Annotated in this window: 17 protein-coding genes; 7 read left to right on the forward strand and 10 right to left on the reverse strand. The window is 65.0% G+C overall.

Features of this window, described 5'->3' with window-relative positions:
• The first annotated feature begins 24 nt into the window (after positions 1-24).
• Both ACOI2T_RS04135 and ACOI2T_RS04140 read left to right on the forward strand, forming a co-directional pair.
• On the forward strand, positions 25-1,134 hold the full coding sequence (locus ACOI2T_RS04135) for a DegT/DnrJ/EryC1/StrS family aminotransferase (RefSeq protein ID WP_409503962.1): 1,110 nt from the start codon (positions 25-27) through the stop codon (positions 1,132-1,134).
• A 58-nt stretch (positions 1,135-1,192) separates the two neighbouring features.
• Positions 1,193-2,125, forward strand: coding sequence for a CE1 family esterase (locus tag ACOI2T_RS04140; protein WP_409503961.1), 933 nt, complete (start codon positions 1,193-1,195; stop codon positions 2,123-2,125).
• Here ACOI2T_RS04140 and ACOI2T_RS04145 read toward each other — a convergent pair.
• Together ACOI2T_RS04145 and ACOI2T_RS04150 are read right to left on the reverse strand one after the other, a co-directional pair.
• Entirely contained in the window at positions 2,122-3,363 is a 1,242-nt protein-coding gene (locus tag ACOI2T_RS04145; RefSeq protein ID WP_409503960.1) for a glycosyltransferase, read from the reverse strand. The genes ACOI2T_RS04140 and ACOI2T_RS04145 overlap by 4 nt on opposite strands.
• Before the next feature lie 5 nt (positions 3,364-3,368).
• Entirely contained in the window at positions 3,369-4,892 is a 1,524-nt protein-coding gene (locus tag ACOI2T_RS04150; protein WP_409503959.1) for a tyrosine-protein kinase domain-containing protein, read from the reverse strand.
• 247 nt (positions 4,893-5,139) lie between these two features.
• Here ACOI2T_RS04150 and gmd point away from each other — a divergent pair, with 247 nt between their 5' ends.
• Genes gmd through ACOI2T_RS04175 form a run of 5 tightly spaced genes read left to right on the forward strand, consistent with a single transcriptional unit; the run spans position 5,140 to position 11,393 of the window.
• Positions 5,140-6,144, forward strand: coding sequence for a GDP-mannose 4,6-dehydratase (gene gmd / locus ACOI2T_RS04155; RefSeq protein WP_409503958.1), 1,005 nt, complete (start codon positions 5,140-5,142; stop codon positions 6,142-6,144).
• The gene (locus ACOI2T_RS04160; RefSeq protein WP_409503957.1) at positions 6,137-7,102 is read left to right on the forward strand and encodes a GDP-L-fucose synthase family protein; all 966 of its coding nucleotides are present in this window, start codon (positions 6,137-6,139) and stop codon (positions 7,100-7,102) included. Before gmd ends, ACOI2T_RS04160 begins: the two co-directional genes overlap by 8 nt.
• A gap of 15 nt (positions 7,103-7,117) precedes the next feature.
• Positions 7,118-9,322, forward strand: a complete 2,205-nt coding sequence (locus ACOI2T_RS04165; RefSeq protein ID WP_409503956.1) for an acyltransferase family protein — start codon at positions 7,118-7,120, stop codon at positions 9,320-9,322.
• Positions 9,323-9,332: 10 nt separating this feature from the next.
• A complete protein-coding gene (locus ACOI2T_RS04170; protein ID WP_409503955.1) occupies positions 9,333-10,262 on the forward strand; it encodes a Gfo/Idh/MocA family protein in 930 nt (309 codons plus the stop codon).
• Positions 10,263-10,265: 3 nt separating this feature from the next.
• Positions 10,266-11,393 (forward strand): FAD-dependent oxidoreductase, encoded by a 1,128-nt coding sequence (locus ACOI2T_RS04175; RefSeq protein WP_409503954.1) that lies wholly within the window; start codon positions 10,266-10,268, stop codon positions 11,391-11,393.
• On the opposite strand, the gene ACOI2T_RS04180 is transcribed toward ACOI2T_RS04175, so the two are convergent.
• From ACOI2T_RS04180 to ACOI2T_RS04215, 8 genes are all read right to left on the reverse strand, one after another.
• A complete protein-coding gene (locus tag ACOI2T_RS04180; RefSeq protein ID WP_409503953.1) occupies positions 11,328-12,182 on the reverse strand; it encodes a polysaccharide lyase family 20 protein in 855 nt (284 codons plus the stop codon). The genes ACOI2T_RS04175 and ACOI2T_RS04180 overlap by 66 nt on opposite strands.
• Complete coding sequence (locus ACOI2T_RS04185; RefSeq protein ID WP_409503952.1) at positions 12,182-12,592, reverse strand: acyltransferase; 411 nt, start codon at positions 12,590-12,592, stop codon at positions 12,182-12,184. The genes ACOI2T_RS04180 and ACOI2T_RS04185 overlap by 1 nt, the downstream gene beginning before the upstream one ends.
• Positions 12,593-12,678: 86 nt before the next feature.
• Positions 12,679-13,734 carry a glycosyltransferase gene (locus ACOI2T_RS04190; RefSeq protein ID WP_409503951.1) on the reverse strand — a complete coding sequence of 352 codons (1,056 nt, stop codon included), beginning with the start codon at positions 13,732-13,734 and terminating at the stop codon, positions 12,679-12,681.
• An 88-nt stretch (positions 13,735-13,822) separates the two neighbouring features.
• The gene (locus tag ACOI2T_RS04195) at positions 13,823-15,016 is read right to left on the reverse strand and encodes a lipopolysaccharide biosynthesis protein (RefSeq protein WP_409503950.1); all 1,194 of its coding nucleotides are present in this window, start codon (positions 15,014-15,016) and stop codon (positions 13,823-13,825) included.
• Positions 15,010-16,281, reverse strand: coding sequence for an O-antigen ligase family protein (locus ACOI2T_RS04200; protein ID WP_409503949.1), 1,272 nt, complete (start codon positions 16,279-16,281; stop codon positions 15,010-15,012). Before ACOI2T_RS04200 ends, ACOI2T_RS04195 begins: the two co-directional genes overlap by 7 nt.
• Positions 16,278-18,437: an acyltransferase family protein gene (locus tag ACOI2T_RS04205; protein WP_409503948.1), complete on the reverse strand. Its 2,160-nt coding sequence runs from the start codon at positions 18,435-18,437 to the stop codon at positions 16,278-16,280. Before ACOI2T_RS04205 ends, ACOI2T_RS04200 begins: the two co-directional genes overlap by 4 nt.
• 26 nt (positions 18,438-18,463) lie before the next feature.
• Positions 18,464-19,909 carry a sugar transferase gene (locus ACOI2T_RS04210; RefSeq protein WP_409503947.1) on the reverse strand — a complete coding sequence of 482 codons (1,446 nt, stop codon included), beginning with the start codon at positions 19,907-19,909 and terminating at the stop codon, positions 18,464-18,466.
• 34 nt (positions 19,910-19,943) lie between these two features.
• Complete coding sequence (locus tag ACOI2T_RS04215; protein ID WP_409503946.1) at positions 19,944-22,277, reverse strand: UDP-glucuronate decarboxylase; 2,334 nt, start codon at positions 22,275-22,277, stop codon at positions 19,944-19,946.
• Positions 22,278-22,750: the final 473 nt, after the last annotated feature.

Consider the following 22,750-nt stretch of genomic DNA (forward strand, 5'->3'; position numbering starts at 1 on the left):
GTTCTGCCTGGTAAGGGGGAGCGAGTGGAGTGGCGAATCACCCAGGTGCAACCCTTCATCGACGATGACGAGTTGACTGGTGTCACAGACGTAATCAAACGTAACTGGCTCACCGAAGGTCCGTGTGCTGCCTCGTTTCTCGAGGCGATCAAACAGGAAACCGGTGCGCCGCACGCCGTGCTCGCGCCCAACGGTACCCTCGCGCTGTTCCTCGCGTTGCTGGCGCTCGATCTGCCGCGAGACGGCGAGATCATCATTCCGGCGTTCACGTTCTACGCGTCGGCGTCGGCCGCGGTGTTCGCGGGGCTCCGCCCGGTCTTCGCCGACGTCGACCCCGAGACCTTCAATCTCACCGTCGATGCACTCGCGGAGCAGATCACCGATCGAACCGTGGCGGTGATGCCGGTGCACGTCTACGGTCACACCGCGGCTCTGGACGACATACAGGATGTGGCTGAGCAGCACGGGATCAAGGTGATCGAAGACGCGGCGCAGGCGTACGGGGTGAACTTCAACGGGCGCGCGGCGGGCACCTGGGGTGACGTCGGAGCCATCTCGTTCTTCGCGGACAAGACCATCACCACCGGGGAAGGCGGAGTGGTGCTGACCGGCAACTCCGAACTCTACGAACGTCTTCGCCTCCTCCGGAATCAGGGACGGCTCAACAGCGGTACCTTCAAGCACGACGCACTCGGCATGAATTTCCGGGTGACCGATCTGCAGTGTGCCGTCGGGCTGTCCCAGCTTCGCAAGTTGCCCGACATCGCCGCCGCCAAACGACGCAACCATGCCCGATATGTGGAGAATCTGCGCGGTGTCGAGGGCATCAGGCAGATGCGGATTCAACCCGGTTCCGATCACCTCCCGTTCCGGTTCGCGCTTCTCAGCGAACATCGCGACGCCGTGGTGACCGCACTCGAGGCGGCCGGGATCCAGACCCGTGGCTTCTTCTATCCGCTGCACATGCAGCCGGCGCTCAAGCAGTACGCCGACGGGCCGCTTCCGAACGCTGAAAAGTTGTATTCGCAAGGAATTTGCCTACCGGTGCACACCGGTCTGAGCGCCGCCGACATCGACGAGATCTCGGGCATCATTCGCGGCGTTCACGACGACGCGCACGCGTCGGGTATGTAAGAATCTAGCTAGCTTCCGAGCAAACATCACCGCTCAACCGGACGGAGGCTCCTGCCTAGTGGAGACGACGCAATCGGCGCTGCCCACCCGCCAGGGCCGACGAACATCCCGAGCGCTGGTGGCGCTTCTCATCCTGCTCATCGCCGCCACGTCTGCCGGCTGCCGCGGCCCCGATCCGACAGAACGTACGGCAACCGTTCGCGGAGCCGACGGCGAACGCACGGCCATCATCTACCACCCCACGACGGCCCGGCCCGGGGCACCCCTCGTCGTGGTGATGCACGGAGCCAACGGCGCGGCCGCCGATGTGCGAAAGTCGCTGGGATGGGACGCTCTTGCCGAGCGCGACGGATTTGTCGTCGCCTACCCGGACGCCTTGGACAAACGGTGGAACGCCGGATTCTGTTGCCGCCGTTCGGATACGCCCGAGGTTGACGACGTGGGCTTTCTCCACGAGCTCAGAGAGAAGCTGATCGCCGAGGAAGATGTCGATCCACGGGGCGTCTACGCGGTGGGAGCGTCGAACGGCGGAATGCTGGCATACGCGTGGGCATGTTCGAAGCCGGACGATCTCGCCGGTATCGCCGTGGTGTCGGGCGCGCTCACGGTGCCGTGCCCCGACCCGCCGCCGATTTCGGTTGTCGCGGTACACGGATCGGATGACGAGGTGGTACCACCCGGTGGTGGCCTCAGCGTCGGCGGGCCGGGCAACAACCTCAGCTATCCATCACTCGACGAAGCCCTCGCCCCGTTTCTCGCCGCCGCCTCCTGCCCACCCCAGCCCGAGGTGCAAGACTCCGCGGGAGCCGAGGTAGCGATGTGGAAATGCCCGGCCGGCCGCGTCATCATCCGCGACATCGTCAAAGGAAAAGGACACGGATGGCCCGGATCCGGAGGTAATTCCGGCAAGAGCACCGCGCCGACAGACCCAACCGGCTACATCTGGTTTGTCTTCAGCCGACTGCGTGGTCTGGACACCCCGGCGGGCTAGCGGCTCCGGACGGTGACCGAATCGGTCAGCTCGAGAATCCAATCCTCGTATGCATCGATCGCCGCGGACTCGGAGAGCACTCGGTGCGCGTACTGCCGTCCCTTCGCCCCCATCTCGATCGCACCCGCCGCGTCGTGTCCGGTGCGCAGTGCCGCCTCCACGAGCAACTGCGGATCGCCGGACGCCACACACACTCCCGCGGCAGCCGAGTGCATCTCACGGGTCGACGCACTCCGTGGGTCGATGGCTGCGACGACCGGACGACCGGCCGCGAAGTAGGAGGTGAGCTTGCTCGGCACACTCATCTCGGCCACGCCCGGCTTCTCGTTGAGGATCAGTACATCCGCTGCGGCCAAGGCATTTTCGAACTCACCGTCCGGGAGCGGATCCAGAAACTGCACCGTGCTCACATCGGCCGCAAGGTGTTCCAGTGCAGACCGTCGAGCACCGTCACCGAGCATGACGAAACGTATCGGCAGGTGCGCGGTCTGGGCGATCCGGGCGGCCTCGACGACGTTCTCCAAACCCTGCTTCTCACCCATGTTTCCGGCGTGCAGGGCGATGACCTCGTCGTCTCGCCAGGACAGCCGATGTCGTGTCGCGGCTCGTTCGCCGGTGCCTTGCGTGATGTGGGACCAGTTGCGGATCACCGTCACCTTGGCGGGATCGACGCCGAGGGCGGTGACGGCGGCCGCAAAGGTGTCGTGGATGACCGACACGCCGTCGACGCGGGACAACAAGCGCCTTTCCAGATCGGCCACCGCCGTCGAGATGCGCCCGCCGAACGCTCCGGTCTCGTCAATTGCCTTGCAGTACATGTCCTGACAGATGACGCCCACCGCGGTTCGGCCGGGCCTGCGCCATGTCAGTGCCGTTGCGACACTCAGCAATGCCGGGCTGACGGCGAGCACGAAGTCCGGCCGGCCGCTGCGGATGGTCGACGCATGTGCGGCGTAGGCAGCCTCCATGGCGATCCGGCCGATGCCGGTCGAACTGCGCGGAACCGGATGGCGAACCCGGGTGACGTCGACCCCGTCGATGTTCTCGTGCCTGCGTAGACCGCGATAGCCGGGAGTGATGCGCCACTGCGGGTAGTGCGGGTAGCCGGTGACCGCGCGCACATGGTGTCCGCGTTCGACGAGTCCGCGGGCCAGCCCCGAGGTATATGGTGCGATGCCGGTCGGTTCGGGTTGGTAGTACAGGCCAAGTATCAGGATGTGCAATCCGGATGGGCTCACGGCGGTCAGTCTTCGTGCCGGTTGTTCGGGCGCGTGTGATGGTTGTTGGTGCTCGGGCCGCCCGCCACCCGAACCGGCTGCTTGCCGTTCACGATCGGCTCTGCGGCCAGAGCGTGAGAACCGTTGTGGGAAACCGTCTTGGGTGTACTCACCGGTGCGCCGTTCTTCGCAGGCGCGGTGTAGCTACCGGGGGCGTACCAATACCGGCTCTTGCCGAGTGCCCGCGCTGGCACCATGTTCAACACCACGCCCAGGACGCGGGCGTGTACCTGCCCGAGACTTCCGAGTGCGCGGTCGAACTGGTTCTGTGTGGTCTTGCCGGCGTGGACGACGAGCAGCACCGCGTCGGCATGCGCGGCGAGCACCGCGGCGTCCGCGGCGGGCAGGATGGGCGGAGCGTCGACCACGATGATGTCGAACCGCTCCCTGAGGTCGGCGAGTAACGTCGGAAAGCGCTGCGAGCTCAGCAGTTCGGCCGGGTTGGGTGGAACCGTACCGCTGGTCAGCGCGGTCAGCCCCGGCTGGACCGGTTGCAGTATGTCGTCGACGCCTGCCTGACCCACCAGTGCTTCGCTGAGTCCGAGACCATCCTTGAGATGGAAGTACTTGGCCACCGAGGGGCGGCGCAGATCGCCGTCGAGAAGACAGACCCGCGTCCCCACCCGGGCCAGTGCGGCCGCCAGATTTCCTGCGACAGAACTCTTTCCCTCACCCGCGACGGCACTGGTGACGACGATGACCCTGGGTATCTGGTCGACAGCGGCGAACTGGAGGTTGGTCCGCAATTGCCGGAACGCCTCGCCGCGCGCTCCGTGATCCCCGGCGGGGACGATGGTGGCGGCCCCGCGACTGCTGTCGTGGGCGACTGCCGCCAGCACCGGTACGTCGCACAACGTGGCGATGTCGTCGGCGTCCTTGACCGACGTGTTGAGCTTCTCCAACAACACCGCCAGGCCAACGCCGATGAACAGGCCCGCCAGCAGTCCGACGCCCAAGTTGAGCGGAATGCTCGGCCAGGACGGTGAAGTCGGCGCCACGGCGGGGGTGACGACGGTCGCCTTCACCGGTGACGATCCGCGGGTTTCGGAGGATTCGAGTTCTCCGATGACTTTGGTGAGGCTGTTGCTGACCGAATTGGCCAGGGCGGCAGCGGTTTCGGGAGAATCCGCGGTCGCAGAGATATCGATCAGCACGGTTTCGAGCGGTACTTCGGCGCTGACCCTCGTTGCGAGTTCGGCTGCCGACACCGGCAGGCTCAGTTCCTCGATGACCGGATCGAGCACAGTCGGGCTGGTGACGAGCCGGGAGTAGGACTTGACGCGGTCGGTCGAGAAGTTGCTTCCCTGGAATAGTTCTTGATTGAGATTGCCAGAACTTATCTGTGTGGAAACGAATATCTGTGCATCGGCTTTATATGTCGGCTCCGTCAACAAGATCAGGCCGGACGCGGCCGCCACCGACAGTACGACCGCACTGACGATGACACCGAGGTGCTTACGCAGTATCGCTAGATATGCCCGAAGATCCACTTGGCCCTCACTTACTCGCGGAACTGGATCCCGCAGCGTGTTTCCCGCAGTGATTCTGCAGCAGCATAACCTGTGCTGGAGCATTTTGAGCGAACAATACCGAACGAAAACTGAACTACACGATGGTGCTTCACGGTTAGCTGTTTCGGTAATCAAATACCCGATGTCCGGTTCCCGGCGATTGGGGTGCGGTGCGGTCCGAAGGCGTTTATTCTCCCGCTGAGAAGGTTGCGAAAAGGGGAGGCCCGTGATTCAAGCAAAGAAAGCATTCATCACTGGGATCACCGGGCAGGACGGCTCGTACCTAGCCGAGTTCCTACTCGCCAAGGGTTACGAAGTGCACGGTCTGATCCGACGGGCGTCCACGTTCAACACCGGGCGGCTGGACCACATCTATACGGATCCACACGTCGAGGGCACTCGGTTCTTCCTGCACTACGGCGATCTGACCGACGGTTCGCGACTGGTGACGCTGTTGCAACAGATCCGGCCGGCAGAGGTCTATCACCTGGGAGCACAGACTCACGTGCGGGTGAGTTTCGACGAACCGGAGTACACCGGTGACACCTCGGCGCTCGGGACGACCCGCATCCTCGAGGCGATCCGGATGATCGGGTTGGACTGCCGGTTCTACCAAGCCTCGAGTTCGGAGATGTTCGGCGCGTCGTCGCCACCGCAGAGCGAGCAGACGCCGTTCTGGCCGCGCAGTCCGTACGGGGTGTCCAAGGTGTATGCCTACTGGATTACCCGCAACTATCGCGAGTCATACGGAATGTTTGCTGTCAACGGCATCCTGTTCAACCACGAGTCGCCGCGCCGTGGCGAGACCTTTGTGACGAGAAAGATCACCCGAGCGGTTGCTCGAATCAAGGCGGGCCTGGATACCTCCCTCTACCTTGGCAACCTCGATGCAGTTCGCGACTGGGGATACGCGAAAGAATATGTCGAGGCGATGTGGCTCATGTTGCAGGCAGATGAACCCGATGACTACGTCGTGGCGACGGGGAGCGCCTACAGCGTGCGTGACTTCGTCGAAATGGCGTTTTCGTATGCCGGCCTGGATTGGCATGAATACGTCAAGTTCGATGCTCGCTATGTCCGCCCCGCGGAAGTGGATTGTTTGATCGGGGAACCATCCAAGGCGCGTGAGCTGCTGGGTTGGAAAGCAAAAGTGTTGACGCCGGAGTTGGTGGAATTGATGGTGGACGCTGACTACGAGCTCGCGCTCGCCGAGGTCCGCAGTCGTGGCTGACGTGCAACCGGTCGACAGGGGGTCGCGAATCTACGTCGCCGGTCACCGCGGCCTGGCCGGGTCGGCCATCAAGCGCGCCTTGGAGGCCGCCGGGTTCACCGACATCGTCGGCGTGGGCTCCGACGAACTCGACCTTCGGGACCGGGACGCCACGTTCGGCTACATCGGCTCGGTGATGCCCGACGTCATCGTCCTGGCTGCCGCCAAAGTCGGTGGCATCGTCGCCAACAACGCCTATCCGGCGGAGTTCCTGTCCGACAACGTGCGCATCCAGGTCAACGTCATGGACGCCGCGAGAGACGTCAAGGTCAGACGCCTGGTCTTCCTGGGGTCCTCGTGCATCTATCCCAAGCACGCGCCGCAACCCATCCAGGAATCCGCCCTGCTCAGTGGCGCCCTCGAGCCGACCAACGACGCGTACGCCGTCGCGAAAATCGCGGGCATCACGCATCTTCGGGCGGTGCGCCGCGAGTATGGCCTCAACTGGATCGCGGCGATGCCGACCAACCTGTACGGTCCCGGCGACAATTTCGACCCCGAGAACTCGCATGTACTGCCGGGGATGATCTATCGCTTCCACAACGCCGTACAGCACAACGAGGACACCGTCGTCCTCTGGGGATCCGGGCGGCCGCGGCGTGAGTTTCTGCATGCCGATGATCTCGGCAGGGCGGTCGTCCAACTCCTCGATTGCTACGACGGGCCGGACATCATCAATGTCGGAACCGGGCAGGATCTGACGGTCCGCGAGCTCGCGCACCACGTGGCGCAGGTGGTCGGTTTCTCCGGAGAGATCGTGTGGGACACCCAGCGCCCCGACGGGACATACCAGAAGCTGCTGGATGTTTCGCGGATCAGCGCCTTGGGCTGGGCGCCCCGGGTCGCGTTGTCCGACGGCATCCGTGATGCCTACGAGTGGTTCCGGACGAACGTCGCGACAACCCGCGTTGGGCACTGAGATGGGGGCATACCGTTGACTGATACCGCCATCCCAGCAGCGGAAACCAAGGCCGTCAAAGCCAAGTCGAAGCCTGTCGGCAAGGCAGGCACGGTCAGCGCGCACGTCGGCGGGCACCGCAAGGACATCGAGGGCATGCGTGCGCTGTCGATCCTGATGATCATGGTCTGGCATGCCGGCTTCAACATCCTGCCCGGCGGATTCGTCTCGCTCGACGTGTTTTTCGTCATCTCGGGCTTCTTGATCACCCAGCTGCTGGTCGAGGAGCTCCGGACCACTGGGCGGCTGCGGTTGCGCCGCTTCTACGGCCGGCGGGCCAAGCGGCTCTTGCCCGCACCGACCGTGGTGATCATCGTGACCGCGTTCATCGCACTGTTCGTGCTGCCGCGCAGCGAGTGGATGAGCACGGCCTTCGACATCATCTTCACGGCGCTCTACAGCATGAACTGGTGGCTGGCCGCGCAGAGCACCGACTATTTCAACCAGAGCACGACGCAGAGTATCTACGAGCATTTCTGGTCACTCTCGCTCGAAGAGCAGTTCTATCTGGTCTGGCCGTGCCTGCTCGCCTACGTCGCGATGCGGTCGTTCCAACAGGGCAGGCGCAGTTTGGGACCGCCGCTGCTGATCGCGTTCGCGCTCATCGGAATTCCGTCGTTCGCGTGGTCGGTGTACTACTCGGCGGTCCAGCCGGGGCCCGCGTACTTCGTCACCACGACGCGCGCCTGGGAGTTCGCGCTCGGCGGGGCGCTGGCCATGCTGACGTTCACCGATCGGAAACTGCCGCGGTGGCTGGCCATCGTGACCGGCTGGGCCGGGCTGATCGCGATATTCGTGGCCGCCAGGGTGTTGACCCCGTCCGACGCCTATCCGAGTTATCTCGCGCTGATTCCGTGCCTGGCGACGTGCGCGATGATCACCGCCGGGTTCACCGCGGGACGGGCGGGCCCGGTCGCATTGCTCGGCACGGCGCCGATGCAGGTGATCGGGCGCATGTCGTATTCGCTCTACCTGTGTCACTGGCCGGTGTTGACACTGACCGCGGTTGCCCTCGGGCATGAGCTCTCGCCGGTCGAAGGCCTTGTCGTGGTGACACTTTCGGCGATCCCCGCCTACCTGCTCCACCGCTACATCGAGAACCCGATCCGGTACTCCCGCACGATGTTCCGGGATTCAGCGCACATGCTGAAGGCGGCCGCGGTCGCGACCTGCGTATCGCTGCTGTCGGGAATGACGTTGTACATGGCCAACTGGCCGCCGCCGCCGCCGTTCGTGGCGCCGACGATCGCGACGCTGGCCATCGACGACGGCACTGCCGATGGCGGTTCCTCCGGTGGTGTCGCCAAACCCGACCCGCGCTCGAACCCGAACTCGATTCTGGGCGCGGGGATACTCGGTGACCCGCCGCTCGGAGATCCCAACGGGGCGCCGAAGGACACGTCCAACCAGATCGTGCCGGACCCCACCGTCGCAGGCGAGGATTACATCCAGTGCACGCAGGTCATCGAGAGCAGCGAGGTGCGGACGTGCGCCTACGGGAAACAGGACTCCGACACCGTCGTCGCCGTCGTCGGCGATTCGCATGCCAACCAATGGATTCCCGGCCTCTCGAAAGTGGCGGAAGCCAACGGGTGGGCGCTCGTCGAATACACCAAGGCGGCGTGTTCGTTCTCCGATGTGCTGGTGGCCACGAAAGACCAGAAGGCATACCCGTCGTGCAACGAATGGAGCGCCGCGGTACTCGACCGGCTGCTGACCACAGAACGCCCGACCATGGTCATCACGACACAGCTGTCGAAAGGTGTCTTCGTCAACGGCCAACTCAGATACGACCCGGTCGGCAAGGACGTGCTCTCGGACGGGCTGCGGCGCTACTACCAGGCGCTCGCGGACGCGGGCATACCGGTCCTGGTGATCCAGGACAGCCCGGAACCACAGGAGGACATCGCGGACTGCGTTGAGCAGCACCCGACGAAATTGACGGAATGCTCGGCCGATCGGGCGGCGATGCTGCCCGCCGACCACAACGCGGAACAGACCCGAGCCGCCAACGGCCTGCCCAACGTCCGCCTCGTCGATTTCAACGATGCGATCTGCCCGACCGAACGCTGCGCCCCCGTGATCGGCAACGTCCTGATCTATCGGGACAACAGCCATTTGACGGGGACCTACGTGCGGACCTTGGTGCCGGTCATGCAAAAACGAATCACCTTGCCGTGAAGTCGCCGTAGTGAACCGGACGAGGGCGCAGATGCGAGGGCACGGGCCGGAATGTCTGTTCTTCGGTGCGGGCGCGTGGGGGCGCAACGTCATCGAGGCCTTCGTCGCGTGCGGAGGCGACCCGCGCGGATTCTTGGTGCGCGCGAACCCCGAGACGCGTAACTGGCTTGCGGCCAGGTTTCCCGGAGCCATGGTCAGCAGCGATCCGTCCGAGCTGTTGGATTCGGTCGCCGCACCCATCGTGGTGGTCGCGACGCCGCGAGACACGCACGCCGATCTCGCCGAGCTGGCGTTGCGGGCACACCGCGACGTGTTCGTCGAGAAACCCATGGCGACGGAACCCGCGGATTGCGCGCGGTTGACGTCGGTCGCCGATGCCGAGGGCGTGGCCCTCTTCACCGGCTTCACCTACCTCTACCACGGCGCGTACGCGTGTCTGCGAGATGCCGTCGCGGCCAATGAAATCGAACAATTGACGTTCACCTGGAACCGGCCCGGACTACGTGGCCCCACCGAGTGGGAGTTGCTGCCGCACGATCTGGCCATCGCGATCGGGCTGACCGGACGAACCCCGGCGCGGATCCGGCTCGAGGTGACCGGCGGCCGCGTGCAGTGCCGATGGGCGCTCGACGACAACCGCATCGTCCAGATCGAACAGGACGGTGGCGGCTCGGGTCCCAAGGACAAGAGAGTTCGTGTGGTGACCAAGCGCGGCGATGTCTGGGAGTGGCGCGGAAATCACCTCGCCATGTGGGATTCGGCCACGGAGACGAGCAAGCCCGACCTCGCCATCGACTACTCGCCGAAGGAACCGCTTGTGCGCGAGGTCAAGTGGTTTCTCGCACATCGGGCAGACCGGTCGGCGACGCGGGCCGACGCCGCGCTCTCGACGAGCGTGACCGAACTGATCAACCGTGCGCTGACGGAAAAACAGGAGTGAGACGTGACACTTACCGCACCACCGAACGGACGAGTCGCAGTGATCGGCGCCGGGGTCTTCGGCGTCACCGCGGCAGTACATCTGGCCCGCGACGGTTGGCAGGTGGGGCTTTTCGAGTCCCAACGGTCGATCATGGTCGGCGCCACCGGCAACAACGTGTTCCGGCTGCACCGTGGTTATCACTATCCACGGAGCCTCGACACCGCTCGCGAGACCAAGCAGAGCGTCGAATCCTTCGTAAGGGAGTACGGGGAGGCGGTGATTCGTTCGAAGCAGCACCTCTACGCGATCAGCAAGTTCGGCAGCCGGGTGACCGCCCAGCAGTTTCTCGAGCATTGCCGTCAGGCGGCTCTCGACGTCGATGTGGTGTCCTCGCCGCTGTTGAAGACCGAATCGGTGGAGCTCGTCATCGAAGCACTGGAATGGCGGATGGACCCCGTGGATCTGCGCGCGATCGGCCAACGCCACATCGCGGCCGCGGGGGTCGAACTCTTCCTGGAAACCGAAGCGGGACCGAGTGTCGTCGACGACTACGACTACGTGGTGCTGTGCGGGAACGCCAAATCCAACGCCCTCATGCGGCAGTGGGGTGTCGCACCGCCGCGCAGACAATTCGAAGTCTGCGAAGTCGCGATCATGAAGGGCGCCGAGCTCGGTGACACCGACATCGTCGTCATGGACGGCCCGTTCAACTCGTTGTCGCCATACGGTCGGCGTGAAGGTCTCCACATCCTCTACGACGTCGAGCACAGTGTGCATCACCGGTTCGTGTCGGAGACGTTCGAACCACCTGAGCAGTACCGGGCACTGCTGTCCAATCCAGCGGGTGAACAAACGGAACTCACCGCATTCGAAGCCATGATCAAAACCGCAAGGCGATACGTCAACGGGCTGGACAACGCCGAGTACTTCGGATCGCTCTGGAGTGTGCGCACCGTGCTCGCCGACGTGGACGCGACCGACGCCCGACCCACGATCGTCAACTGGGTGGCCCCGACCGTCATGACCTTGTTCTCGGGGAAGCTTGTCACCGCGGTGACGGCGGCCGAGTCCGTCGTGACCGAACTACGGGCGAGGTCGGGGCGCGACCACGCGCAGGCCGTCGTGCCAGAGCACCTGTGTGCCAACTGAATCAGGGCTTCGATACGCACCTTGTTTCAGATAGCTGGACTCCGCCATACCCAGCGTCGGGCGGTGGTGCATGGGCACGCTCAGCCGTCCGTTGCGCCATACCTCGACGAATCCGACGTGGGGATCCACCGAGAACTTGACGTGCAGGACATAGTCGACCCACATGCCGCGCGCGATATCACCGATCGGCCGCCGGAACTGAACCGAGCGCGCATCGCCCCCCAGCTCGAGCTCGCCGTCCAACGAAACCTGCAGCGTCAGTGCCGGTATCGAATCGTCGGCCGGAAGCCACTGCATGATGACGAACCAGTCGTGCGCGCCGGTTCTCGGGTTGCGGAAGTCCGCGTCGAACTTGACCGACAGCTCATACCATCGTTCGTCGCCTTCGCGGACCGATGCGCCGCCTGCCGGATCGCCTGCCGTGCGCACCTCCGAACGGATTCCGCCGCCGAACGGCGGAACGTCTCCGTCGCGGATCTCGAACCGCGCGGCCGTGGCGTGGCCGGACCCGCCGTCGCGCACACAGGCGTTGTAGCCGCAGTACTTGCCCGGAAAATTGTTCCATCCGCGAGTCTGCAGCGTGGCCCACTGAGTGAGATCGCCGGTGTCATAGTCACCGGTAAATACCACCTCGGAGTCCAGCGAGACCGGGCACGTGCCTGCGGCGGTCGTGACCGAGATGGGACAGGACGTGGCAACCGGTGTTGCCGATGAGTTGCCGCCACATGCGGTCGAGGCCGAAATCGACACAACTGCAACGATTGCGGCGATCGCCGTCGGCAGGCGCATCACCGGGTCCGGATCACCCGGGCCGGCCGACCGGCGACGATGGTGTCAGGTGCGACATCGTGTAGCACCAGGCTCCCGGCGCCGACCACGGCCCCGTGGCCGATCTCGACGGAGCCCAGGATGATGGCTCCATTGCCGATCAGGTTGTCGCCGGCCAGCCGAATGTGTGTCTCCGGCATCCCGCCGCCCGGGTAGATCGGTTGCCCGGCCGGCGGGATGACGTGATCGTTGCCGATGAAGCACACTCGGCTCGATATCAGCACTCCGTCCCCGATCGTCAGATCGACCTCACACAACAGATCGCTGCCGATCCTGACGTCATTGCCGGCGCGGAAGAAGTTGGGGCTGAGAATCCTGGCGTTGGGTCCGACCGAGAACCGATGGCCGACATGCACTTTCCCACCGCTCATGACCTGAAGCCGCAACAGGCGGACCTTGCGTACGGCAGCGCGAAGCGGTGTGAGCCAATGTGTTATTCGCCTCTCACCCGTCGTCGTCAACTGCGCCTCGCCAACGCCACGAATGGCTGGATCATTCGCTCCGTCGAGTACTGCGACCGGATCTCGTCGGCCATACGGCGCGAATCGAACGGCCAGTCGCCCTGGTAGACGGCGACGATCGCGCGACTGCACTGGTCGACGTCGTCGGTGTCGAACACGATGCTGTTCGTCGGGTTGAGGGCCTCGATCTCCGGCGCATGCGGATCATCCCGCGGGTAGATGACGGGGAGGCCGAACCCCAGTGCCTGCGTGACGTTCAGGCCGACGTAGCCGGGGGACAACAATGCCCGGCACCGCTGGAAGATCGGGGCCAGCACGGCGAGGTCGCTCACCCAACCGTGGAGCCGCACCCGGTCCGTCAACTCGGCGGCGCCGATGTAGGCGCGCACGTCGTCTTCCTGTGGTCCGGCTCCGACCACGTGCAGCGAGGTCTGATCGGGCAGGTGAGGAAGCGCCTGCTCGAACGCCGCCAGGCCGAGCAACGGCTTCTTGTCGGCGACGAGCCGACCGATCATGATCAGATCGGTGCATCGAGCGACGTCGCGAACGTCGTATGCCGACAACTGCGCCGACGAATAGAGCGAATTGCGGGCCGGGATGACCGGTTTGTCGGGAAAACACGTCTTCAGTTCGGCGGCTTCGGTTTCGGTATAGGTGATCAATTCGGAGCACAGCCCCTGCATGAACCGGCGTGGGCGGTTGAACTCGGGCTTCGATCCGCGCCGTGAGTGCGCATGACCCCATGCCGAGGCCTGCCGGAAGGTCAGGAGGCGACTGATCAACAGCAGCCAGGACGTGAGGTTGCGCGGATTGAGTTCGATGACCAGGTTCCTGGCGAGGAATCCGAGCATGAGGCAACCCGGTTGCCACACCAGCTTGCGGCCCATCAGGTAGATATTGCGACCCGTCTTGCGAACTATCGGCGAGTCGACGTCGGTGACCACCCCGTCCCCGAATTGCCTGTCGCCGACCAGGAACAGGACGTCTTCACCGGATTCGGCGAGAGCGCGGACGAACTCCTGGCGGTAGGAGGGCATCGCGAGCTGGGGCACGACCAATGCATGTCGCCGCGGCCAAGGGTGCCGTGTCGTGGGACTGCGCCGGCTTGTTGATACCGCCTCGGCAACCATGGTGGACCTCTCAGACGTTGACGACAGAAGCGGGCTTGACTTTGAACCGGTACGCCGCGCCCATCAGCGAGCATTGGAGGACATATCCGAATGCGACGGACCAGGCCGCGCCGACGGCGCCGAACAGTGGTCCGAAGGTCGCGATGAGGGCGAGGGTGACGATCGAACTCGTCCAGACGATCGCCGCCACGAGCGACGCCTGGTCGACGGCGTTGAGACCACTCGCGATCGCCGAGGCCACGGCCGCGAAAACAAGGCTTACGACGATGATCCGGACGACCGCGGTGCTCGGTGCGTATGCCTCTCCCAGGAGCAGCGCTATCCACCAGGGTGCGGTGATCGCCAACGGCACGAAGAACGCGCCCGACAGCGCGCCGACGACCAGGATGGTCACCAGCGGCAGCCGTTCCTTGGTCGTGGCCAGTCTCGGTAGCAGAAGCTGGGTGTATGTCCACGGCACCAACATCAACGCCGGCGTGAGTCGGCTCGCGGGGGCGAAGATGCCGGCGACCGGCGTGCCGGCCGAAATGGTCAGTACGGCAACGTCTGCCTGCCGGATACCTTGACCCGCTAGCGCAGCCCAGAACGGCGCCAGCATCGCCCAGGTAGCGCGGTCGGGCAGTGCTCGACCCGGCAACGCGAGCCCCGAACCGGCCAGATGCCGCGCGAACATCAACCGCGCCGCTATGGCAGCGACCAACATCGACAACGAGAACGCCCACACCAGAGCGGTATTCGCCGGGACGACCAGGACCACGGCCAACGTGGGCATCCGTCGCACGAAGTATCCGAATCCGACCATCTGCTGGCGGCCCCGTGCGATGAGGTAGGCGCTGATCACCTCGAGCTGCCGTTCGAGCGGAGCCCAGAAACACAGCGGAATGCACGCCGCAAGGACGGTTGATTGCGTAGCCCCGGCCAGCCCCGCCAGCACCGGCAGCGAGATCGCCAGCACACCGTAGGTGAGAAGGCGGTTGGCCCGGAACACCTCGGCCACGGTCTGCACAGATTCGTGATGACGCCCGACGGCGTAGGTGGCGCCACCGTCGGCGATCATGATCAACGCCATGAGTGTGCCGAGTACCGCGGCGAATTGGGCGAACGACGATGGCCCGAGTCCGCGCGCCATGATCAACATGGTGATGGCCTGTGCGGCGGTGGCAAGCATCCGGGCACCACCGACTTGGCCGAGTGCCTTCAGCATCGCGCCACCCCGAATGTTTCCGTCGACGCTGGGCTTGGTACGGAAGCCGAACGGGTGTAACGCAAGTCGACCACGAGATAGATAGCGAAGGCGACCGGGATCCAGTAGTAGCGGTTGTAGAACCCAGGAGCGGTCTGGGCGAAGACCAGCGCCGCGATGACCGAGGTGGCGATCGCGTTGTGCAGCGGATCGCGCCGGGATCGCCCGCTCAGACAGAACCGCAATGCGATGGCTGTCGCGATGACCACGCCGAGGAACACCAGCACACCGCCCGCGGTCCAGGTGCCGAGAAAGTTGTTGTGTACGGTGAACCGCTTCATCAGGACGTTGTCGGCGATCAGCATGCCGCGGCCGACGAACGGCGAATCTCCGATCGCGTCGACAGCCAGCCGCATCAGCTCGAGTCTCGTTCCTGCGGTGTCGTATTCGGACTGTGAGGCGCTGAATCCGGTGGTTCGGGTCAAACGCTCGATCGGATTGAGGGCACCGATGCTGTCCAGCTGGGGCAGCAGAATCGCCAACAGCAGTGCACCGGCAGCGGTGATGCCCAATGCCCTGCCGACGCGGACCGTACCCCTGATGAGCAGGTAGGCGACCGCGGCGGCCAGCCCCAACAGACCGCTGACGCTGCCGCTGAGGACCAGGCCCACCAGGCTGGCCGACAATATCGCCAGCGCGCCAATACGTACGCCGCGGGGGATCGTCGCACCCACTGCCGCAAGCATCGCGGCGGCCGCCATGCAGGAGATGCCCGCGAGGTCGTTCTGATGCGTCGTCATGCCGGTGAACCGGCCGTCGACGGTGATGGCGCCGCCGGGGATGACGTCACCCCAGATCAGCTGTGCGACAGCGCCGACAGCGCACAATGCGGCGCCGGACATGAACCACGCCAACGCGGTGACCACGTGTCTGCGCTCGGTCAGCAGGTTCACCAGGATCCATGGGACGAGCACCACGAGATAGATGAGCCGGACGGCGATGCTGACGCTGCCGACCGGATCAATGCTCACGGCCGACGAGATCAGCGTTCCCACCACGAGCAGCGGAGCGGCGATGTACAACGCCACGGGAAGCGACCGGGCCGGCCGGTTCATCGACAGCAAGGCGCAGAATCCCGCGCCTGCCATCAACATGTCGCCGTACGGCAATGCCATCGGCCCGCGCAGGATGAGCAGAGAGGTCAGCGCGAGACCGGGGTACAGCAGCGCCCGGCCGACCGCGAGCATGCCGTCGTCGGTCGGACTTGCCTGCGCGTGCCGGCTCATCGCAGTGCGGGTCCCAGTTCTGCTTCCAGGCGCGGGCCGAGCGTTCTGACGTATGTCCCGGTCAGGTGGCTGGCGTCGCGGTACACCAGAACATTGCCGATCACCGCCGCGCACTTCTCCGTCGGGCAGATCGCCCCGTTGAGATCGACGATCCGTACGTCCGGCAGGCCCGCCTTGGCTTCGAACTGCTCGGCACCCAGGTCGCCGGGAACCATGACCGACCGGTCACCCGCGCACTCGGTGAGTTTCGTCGGATTGGTTTGCACGCACTCGGGAATGTTCACCGTCGGCCGTGGTGTGTCCTGGATGACGAGGACGGGGATGCCTGCCTTGTTGAGTGCCTCGTAGTTGCGGCGAAGTCCCTCGGCCAGCGCGGTGACGTTGGCAGCGTCGAATTCCGCCTTGCCACCGAGCATCACGCGCTTCTTGATGTGGCTCGTGACCACCAGGGCCGGCTTCTCGGCGATCAGCCGTTCGCGAAGCGCCGTACCCCATTGGTGGCACGACGGATACGGATGTCCCTCGTTGGTGGTGATCAAGGCATCGGTGAAGGAACACGCGGCTTTCGTGTACTCGACGAGCTTCCAGCCCCGGCGGGTGGCGATCTCGGAGAGTGCGGGCACCCATTGATTGGCGTGCGAGTCGCCGACAAGCACCACGACCGTCTGCGAGTCCGTCTTGCCGTAGGTGCAGGACATGATCTCGCTGTTCTCCTGCGTCTGAGTGCAGTTCGTGAAGTCCTGTTCGGCGACGTCGGGTGCGGGCACGATCCTCGGCGAGGTGTCCTTGGGGCTTCCGGCCTCGTTGCCGAGCGGTTTCGCGCCGAGCGCCGTCGCGCCGAGGATCGCGTTCGGGTCGGTGTTCGCCGCCGAGGCTCCGTCGACGGCGGCGTCTGCTGTTCCGGCGGCGGCGAGTTGTGAGATGGCCGGCGGCACGAACGGCGGGGCCGGTGGCCATTTGGCAAGGCACAGGGCGATACCCGCGGTGAGCGAGATGACCATCGTGATGGCGCCGAACTGCAGCATCGGGACGGATTGCTGCAGCCTGGTTTTCGAGAACCGGATGGGATTCTCGATGTGGTGGTGCAGCAGGTATGCCGGGACGATCGAGGAGAACACGACGATCAGACCCTCGACCGGGGACAGGGGACCCATCACCGCGATCGCGACGATGAGTACCGGCCAGTGGCACAGGTAGATCGAGTACGACAGGCGGCCGATCCACTCCATCGCCGGTTGGCCCAACACCCAACCCGCCGAGCCCTTCGGCCGGGCCTCGGCATGCAGACCTGCCCAGATGACCGCGGCCGCACCGACCGTGGGCACCAGCGCGTGCCAACCCGGATAGGCGATCTCGGGGGTGAAGAGCACACCCGCGGCAATGATCGCGGCGAGGCCCAGCCAACCGGTGGCGACTGCGACTCCGCGCGGAAGGAAACGCCGGTTCACGGCGAGCATCGCGACGACGGCGCCCAGCGCCAGCTCCCACATCCTGGTCGTGGTCACGAAGTACGCGCGCTCGGGGCTGGTCTGGGTGTAATAGATCGACCAGAGCAGCGACGGCAGCCCGACCAGCGCGAGGGCGAACATGATCGAGCCGTTGAGGTTTCGGCGTTTGCCGAGCCTGGCGAACAGAACCGCGGCGGCCATAAGACACGGCCAGAGAATGTAGAACTGCTCTTCGACCGCGAGCGACCAGTAGTGCTGCACGATTGAGGGCGCGCTGTCCGCGCGCAGGTAGTTGACACTCTCCGCGGCCAAGCGCCAGTTGATCGCGTAGACCGCGCTGGCCATGATGTCGTGTCCGGTGGAAACCCATCGATTCTGGGGTAGGAACGCCCATGTGAGGACTGCCGAGGCCACCAGGACCACGGCGGCCGCGGGCAGCAGTCTGCGTGCGCGGCGGGCGTAGAACCGACGCATCCGAAGCCGACCGCTCGTGCGCGCCTCGTTGACGAGCATGCGCGTGATCAGGAATCCCGAGATCACGAAGAAGACGTCGACGCCGACGAATCCGCCGTCGGTCCACGGTAATCCGGCGTGCGTGAGCATCACGAGCAGCACCGCGACCGCGCGCAGCCCTTCGACGTCGGGGCGATAGCCGGCCGGGGCCTGCGGTGAGGAGCGGTGTCTCTCGACGGTTGCTGCTTGTGTCATGTGTGTCCCGGGTCCGTCGTGGTTGGTTAGTAGGCGCCTTTGCGCTGAAGCACGACGCCGGGCGTCTGCAACATGATCCGTAGGTCCCACATCAGCGACCACGACCTGACGTAAACGGAGTCGAGGTGCTGCAAATCGGCGTACGTGAGGTCGCTACGTCCGCAGACCTGCCAGAGCCCCGTGATGCCCGGTGATACGCCGAGGCGGGTGAGCGCGACACCGTCGAGTCCGTCGGCCATCTCCGTCGGCAGGGGCCGTGGGCCGACCAGTGACATCTCGCCGCGGATCACGTTGAGGAACTGGGGCAGTTCGTCGAGGCTCGTCTTACGGATGAGTGCGCCCACGCGCGTGACCCGCGGATCGTGCTCGGCCTTGAACAACGGGCCGTCGACCTTGTTGTACTGGGCGACGGCGCTGCGGCGCTCCCAGGCGTCGGCGGTCATCGACCGGAACTTGTAGATCTGGAACGGCTTTCCGCCCCGGCCGATCCGCTCTTGACGGAAGAACACCGGACCCGGGGTGTCGAGCTTGATCGCCGCGGCGATGATGAGCCACAGCGGAGCCACCGCGATGACCGCACACGAACCGAGGACGATGTCCATGGCACGTTTGACGATCCGGTCGGTCTGGGCGAGCGACGGGGTCGGCACATGCATGAGCGTGAGCCCGTGGAGTTCCTCGACGTCGCTGCGCCAGTTCAGGAGTTCGAAGAACCGCGGGACGATCGATACCGGAACATGGCTGCTCAGGTGGCGCACCGCGTCCTGGACGTCGGCGTCGGTGCCGTTGGGGTAGGCGATGATGACGCGGTCGACGCGGTGCCTGGCGCATACCTCGGGCAGATCGGCGATACGCCCGAGCACCGAACTGTCCGGTGCGGGCGTGTCGTCGACCGTGCCGACGATGAGGGTGTCCCTGCACCGGTGCAACCGCGATGTCAACCGGTCCGAGATGGGGCCTTTACCCACGATCAGAATTCGGGTCACGGTGGGCCCGTCCAGGATTCGCACCACCACACGCCGCCCGAACGGTACGAGCAACACGGCAGGCAGTGTCATCGCGACCGCGGCGGTGAGGGTCATCTTCCGGTCAGGCGATATCAGCGCGTCGGTTCCGAGTGCCAGCAGCGCCGCGGTCGGCAGGCAGCGCGCGACCATGGTGGGACGCCACCACGAACTCGGCCGGAGCACCGATGCCGGCCTGCGGTACTGACCATGCAGGTGAAGCGCCACGATCATGGCGATCACGGCGAGCAGGACTTCACGGGCGCCGAGGTCGCCGGCTCGGATCGGGCTGATGAAGTTGATGAGCACGGCGCCGAGCACTGCCGAAACACTCAGTGCCAAAACGTCGGCGAGCCGCAGCAGGCTGCGCTGACGCAGGTCGAACTCCGGGGCTGGCTCAGCCTGCAAGCGGGCGATCTCGGTCGACGGTGTGCGATGTGGAATGGAGGTCGTTGTGCTGTTGGTCATGGTGACCCCTCGAATGGCTGGACTGCGATCGGCTTCAGCAGCCGAAACCGACGATGTGTAATCCCGAACCGGCAAAGGCACTTGCGGACAGGAAGTTTCGACCGTCCACCACCAGATCGCCGCGCATCACCCGGCGAAGTGCCGATGCGTCGATCTGGCGGAACTCGGGCCATTCGGTGACGAGTACGACGGCGTCCACCCGGTCCGCCGCGCCGTAGACATCGGTTGCGACTCGGACCGCGGCGTACTCGCGGGGAAGCGTCTTCACCGCGGGGTCGTATGCGGATACCACGGCGCCGGCGGACACGAGGCGTCGTGCGATATCGAGGGCAGGGGCGTCCCGCAGATCGTCGGTGTTGGGCTTGAACGTCAAGCCGAGCAGCGCGATTCTGCGGCCCTTGAGCACGTGCAGTTCGCGTTGCAGCTTGCGCACCGCGGTGGCGCGCTGAGCACTGTTGATCTGCACGGTCGCCTGCAACATCGTCGGCGTGTACCCGTACTCCTGGCCGGTCGAGATCAGGGCGGCGAGATCCTTTCCGAAGCACGAACCGCCCCATCCGACACCGGGACTCAAGAACGCCGCGCCCACCCGGCTGTCCGCTCCGATGGCGGGCAGCACTTCGCGCACGTCGGCGCCGACCGCCTCGCACAGTTGCGCGATCTCGTTCGCGAAACTGATCTTGGTCGCGAGAAACGCGTTGGCGGCGTACTTGATCATCTCGGCCGATGCGAGTTCGGTGTTGATCAGCACCGGCCGACGCGTGCGGCGTCCGCCCTCGAACGACTGCTCGAGGACCGGCTGGTAGAGCTCGGCGACTCGGGCGACGTCGGACGGTGCCCCGCCCAGCACGATGCGGTCCGGGTACAGGAAGTCCTCGATGGCCGAACCTTCCCGCAGGAACTCGGGGTTGGATACGACGTGGAAGGTGAGTTGGCGCGAACCGGCCAGCGCGTCTTCGAGAATCGTGCGAGCCCAGTTCCCCGATCCGACCGGCACCGTGGACTTGTTGACGACGATGACGCCGGGCCGCAGATGTGCGGCCAGGGACTGGATGGCACCTTCCAGCTGGGTCAGGTCAGGGGACCCGTCGGGCCCGGGTGGGGTCCCGACACAGAGGAAGACGAAGTCGGCGTCGGTGAGCGCCTCGGCCGGATGTTCGGTATATCGAAGCCGCCCGGTCGCCAAGGTCTCGGTCAGCAACTCCGGTAGCCCGGGTTCGTGGAAAGGCGTCTGTCCGTCGTTGAGCTGCCCGGCCCGCGTCGGGTCGCTGTCGAGGCCGCACACGACATGGCCGAGCGAGGCCAGACAGGCCGAGGTGACCGCGCCGACATAGCCGGTGCCGATGACCGCGATCTTGTGTCTGGTCCGCTGCACCTCGACGCGGGCCCGCGTTCTCCCGGAAAGCGCCTCGGGCCAGCGGGATTCGGCACCAGACGACTGGGTGCGGAACCATTCGATCGTGTCGCGCAGCCCGTCGCTGACGTCGATCCCCGGCGTCCAGCCGAGTCGTGTGCGCGCGAGCTCGATGTCGGGTCGGCGCTGTGAAGGGTCGTCCTGCGGCCGCTCGGTGAACACGATGGGCGACGTCGAGCCGGCCAGTTCGCGGATCAGTTCGGCGAGCTGCAGCGTCGTCATCTCGTGCGGATTGCCGATGTTGACCGGTCCGGTCAGATCCGAAAAGAGCAGTCGCACTGCGCCTTCCACCAGATCGTCGACATGACAAACCGACCGGGTCTGGCTGCCGTCGCCGTGTACGGTGATCGGCGCGCCGGCGATCGCCTGGTTGATGAACGTCGGTATCGCCCGTCCGTCGTTCGGGCGCATTCGCCGGCCGTACGTGTTGAAGATCCGCATGATCGTGGTGTCGACGCCGTGCTTGGTCCGGTAGGACGTCGTCAGCGCCTCGGCGAACCGCTTCGCCTCGTCGTAGCACGCGCGCGGCCCGACCGGGTTGACGTTTCCCCAGTAGTCTTCGCGTTGCGGATGGACGAGCGGGTCGCCGTAGGCCTCGGATGTCGACGCCAGCAGATAGCGCGCACCTTTCTCCTTGGCGAGGCCGAGCGTGTGCAGCGTGCCGAGAGACCCCGTCTTCATCGTTTGAATCGGCAGTTCCGCGTAGTCGATTGGTGACGCGGGCGAGGCGAAGTGCAATACGTAATCGACCGGTCCCGGAATCGAGACGTAGTCGTTGACGTCGACCTTGATCAGCCGGAAACCGTCATGGTCCAGCAGGTGAAGTACGTTGTCGGCGGAGCCCGTCACGAAGTTGTCGAGACATATGACGTCGATGTTCTCTGCAAGCAGGCGCTCCGCGAGATGCGAGCCGACGAACCCCGCACCCCCTGTCAGTACGGCCCTTTTACGCAATTTCTCCTCCTGCGCACGCCGAATAAACCCCGGCATACCCCCGGGGAATTAACAGAAATAAGTTGAAATCTTGGTGGTTGCTGTCGGGCCACTGTGACGTGACTGAGGGAAATTTACCGCAGGTAGCTGGTATCCGCAGCTAGTGAACGGCTTTGCGAGAGCCGCCGGGGGCGGTTGGTTCACTTATGAAATATCTTGATTTCCCCGATGTGATGGCATTCGAGTGGGCCGCCTACAGCGCCATATGCCATAACCAGCTGTTATGCGGCTGTATAAGCTCGGTGTACGCGCGGTTCGCGGTCATCGCGGCGGCTAGATCTGGCTGAAAATCGTGTCGGTGAGGGCAGCCCGTCCGGATCGACCACGCCTGGCCGACCGCTCGACGAGCGGTCGCCGAGATCGCACTGTGTTCGCTAGCGCTTCGCCCAGCGATCCCTGGCGAGGTATGGCTATCGGCTAAACGTAATCACTGG

This window comes from Mycolicibacterium wolinskyi str. Jessa 2025, assembly GCF_049241375.1.
GTDB classification, from domain to species: Bacteria; Actinomycetota; Actinomycetes; order Mycobacteriales; family Mycobacteriaceae; genus Mycobacterium; species Mycobacterium wolinskyi.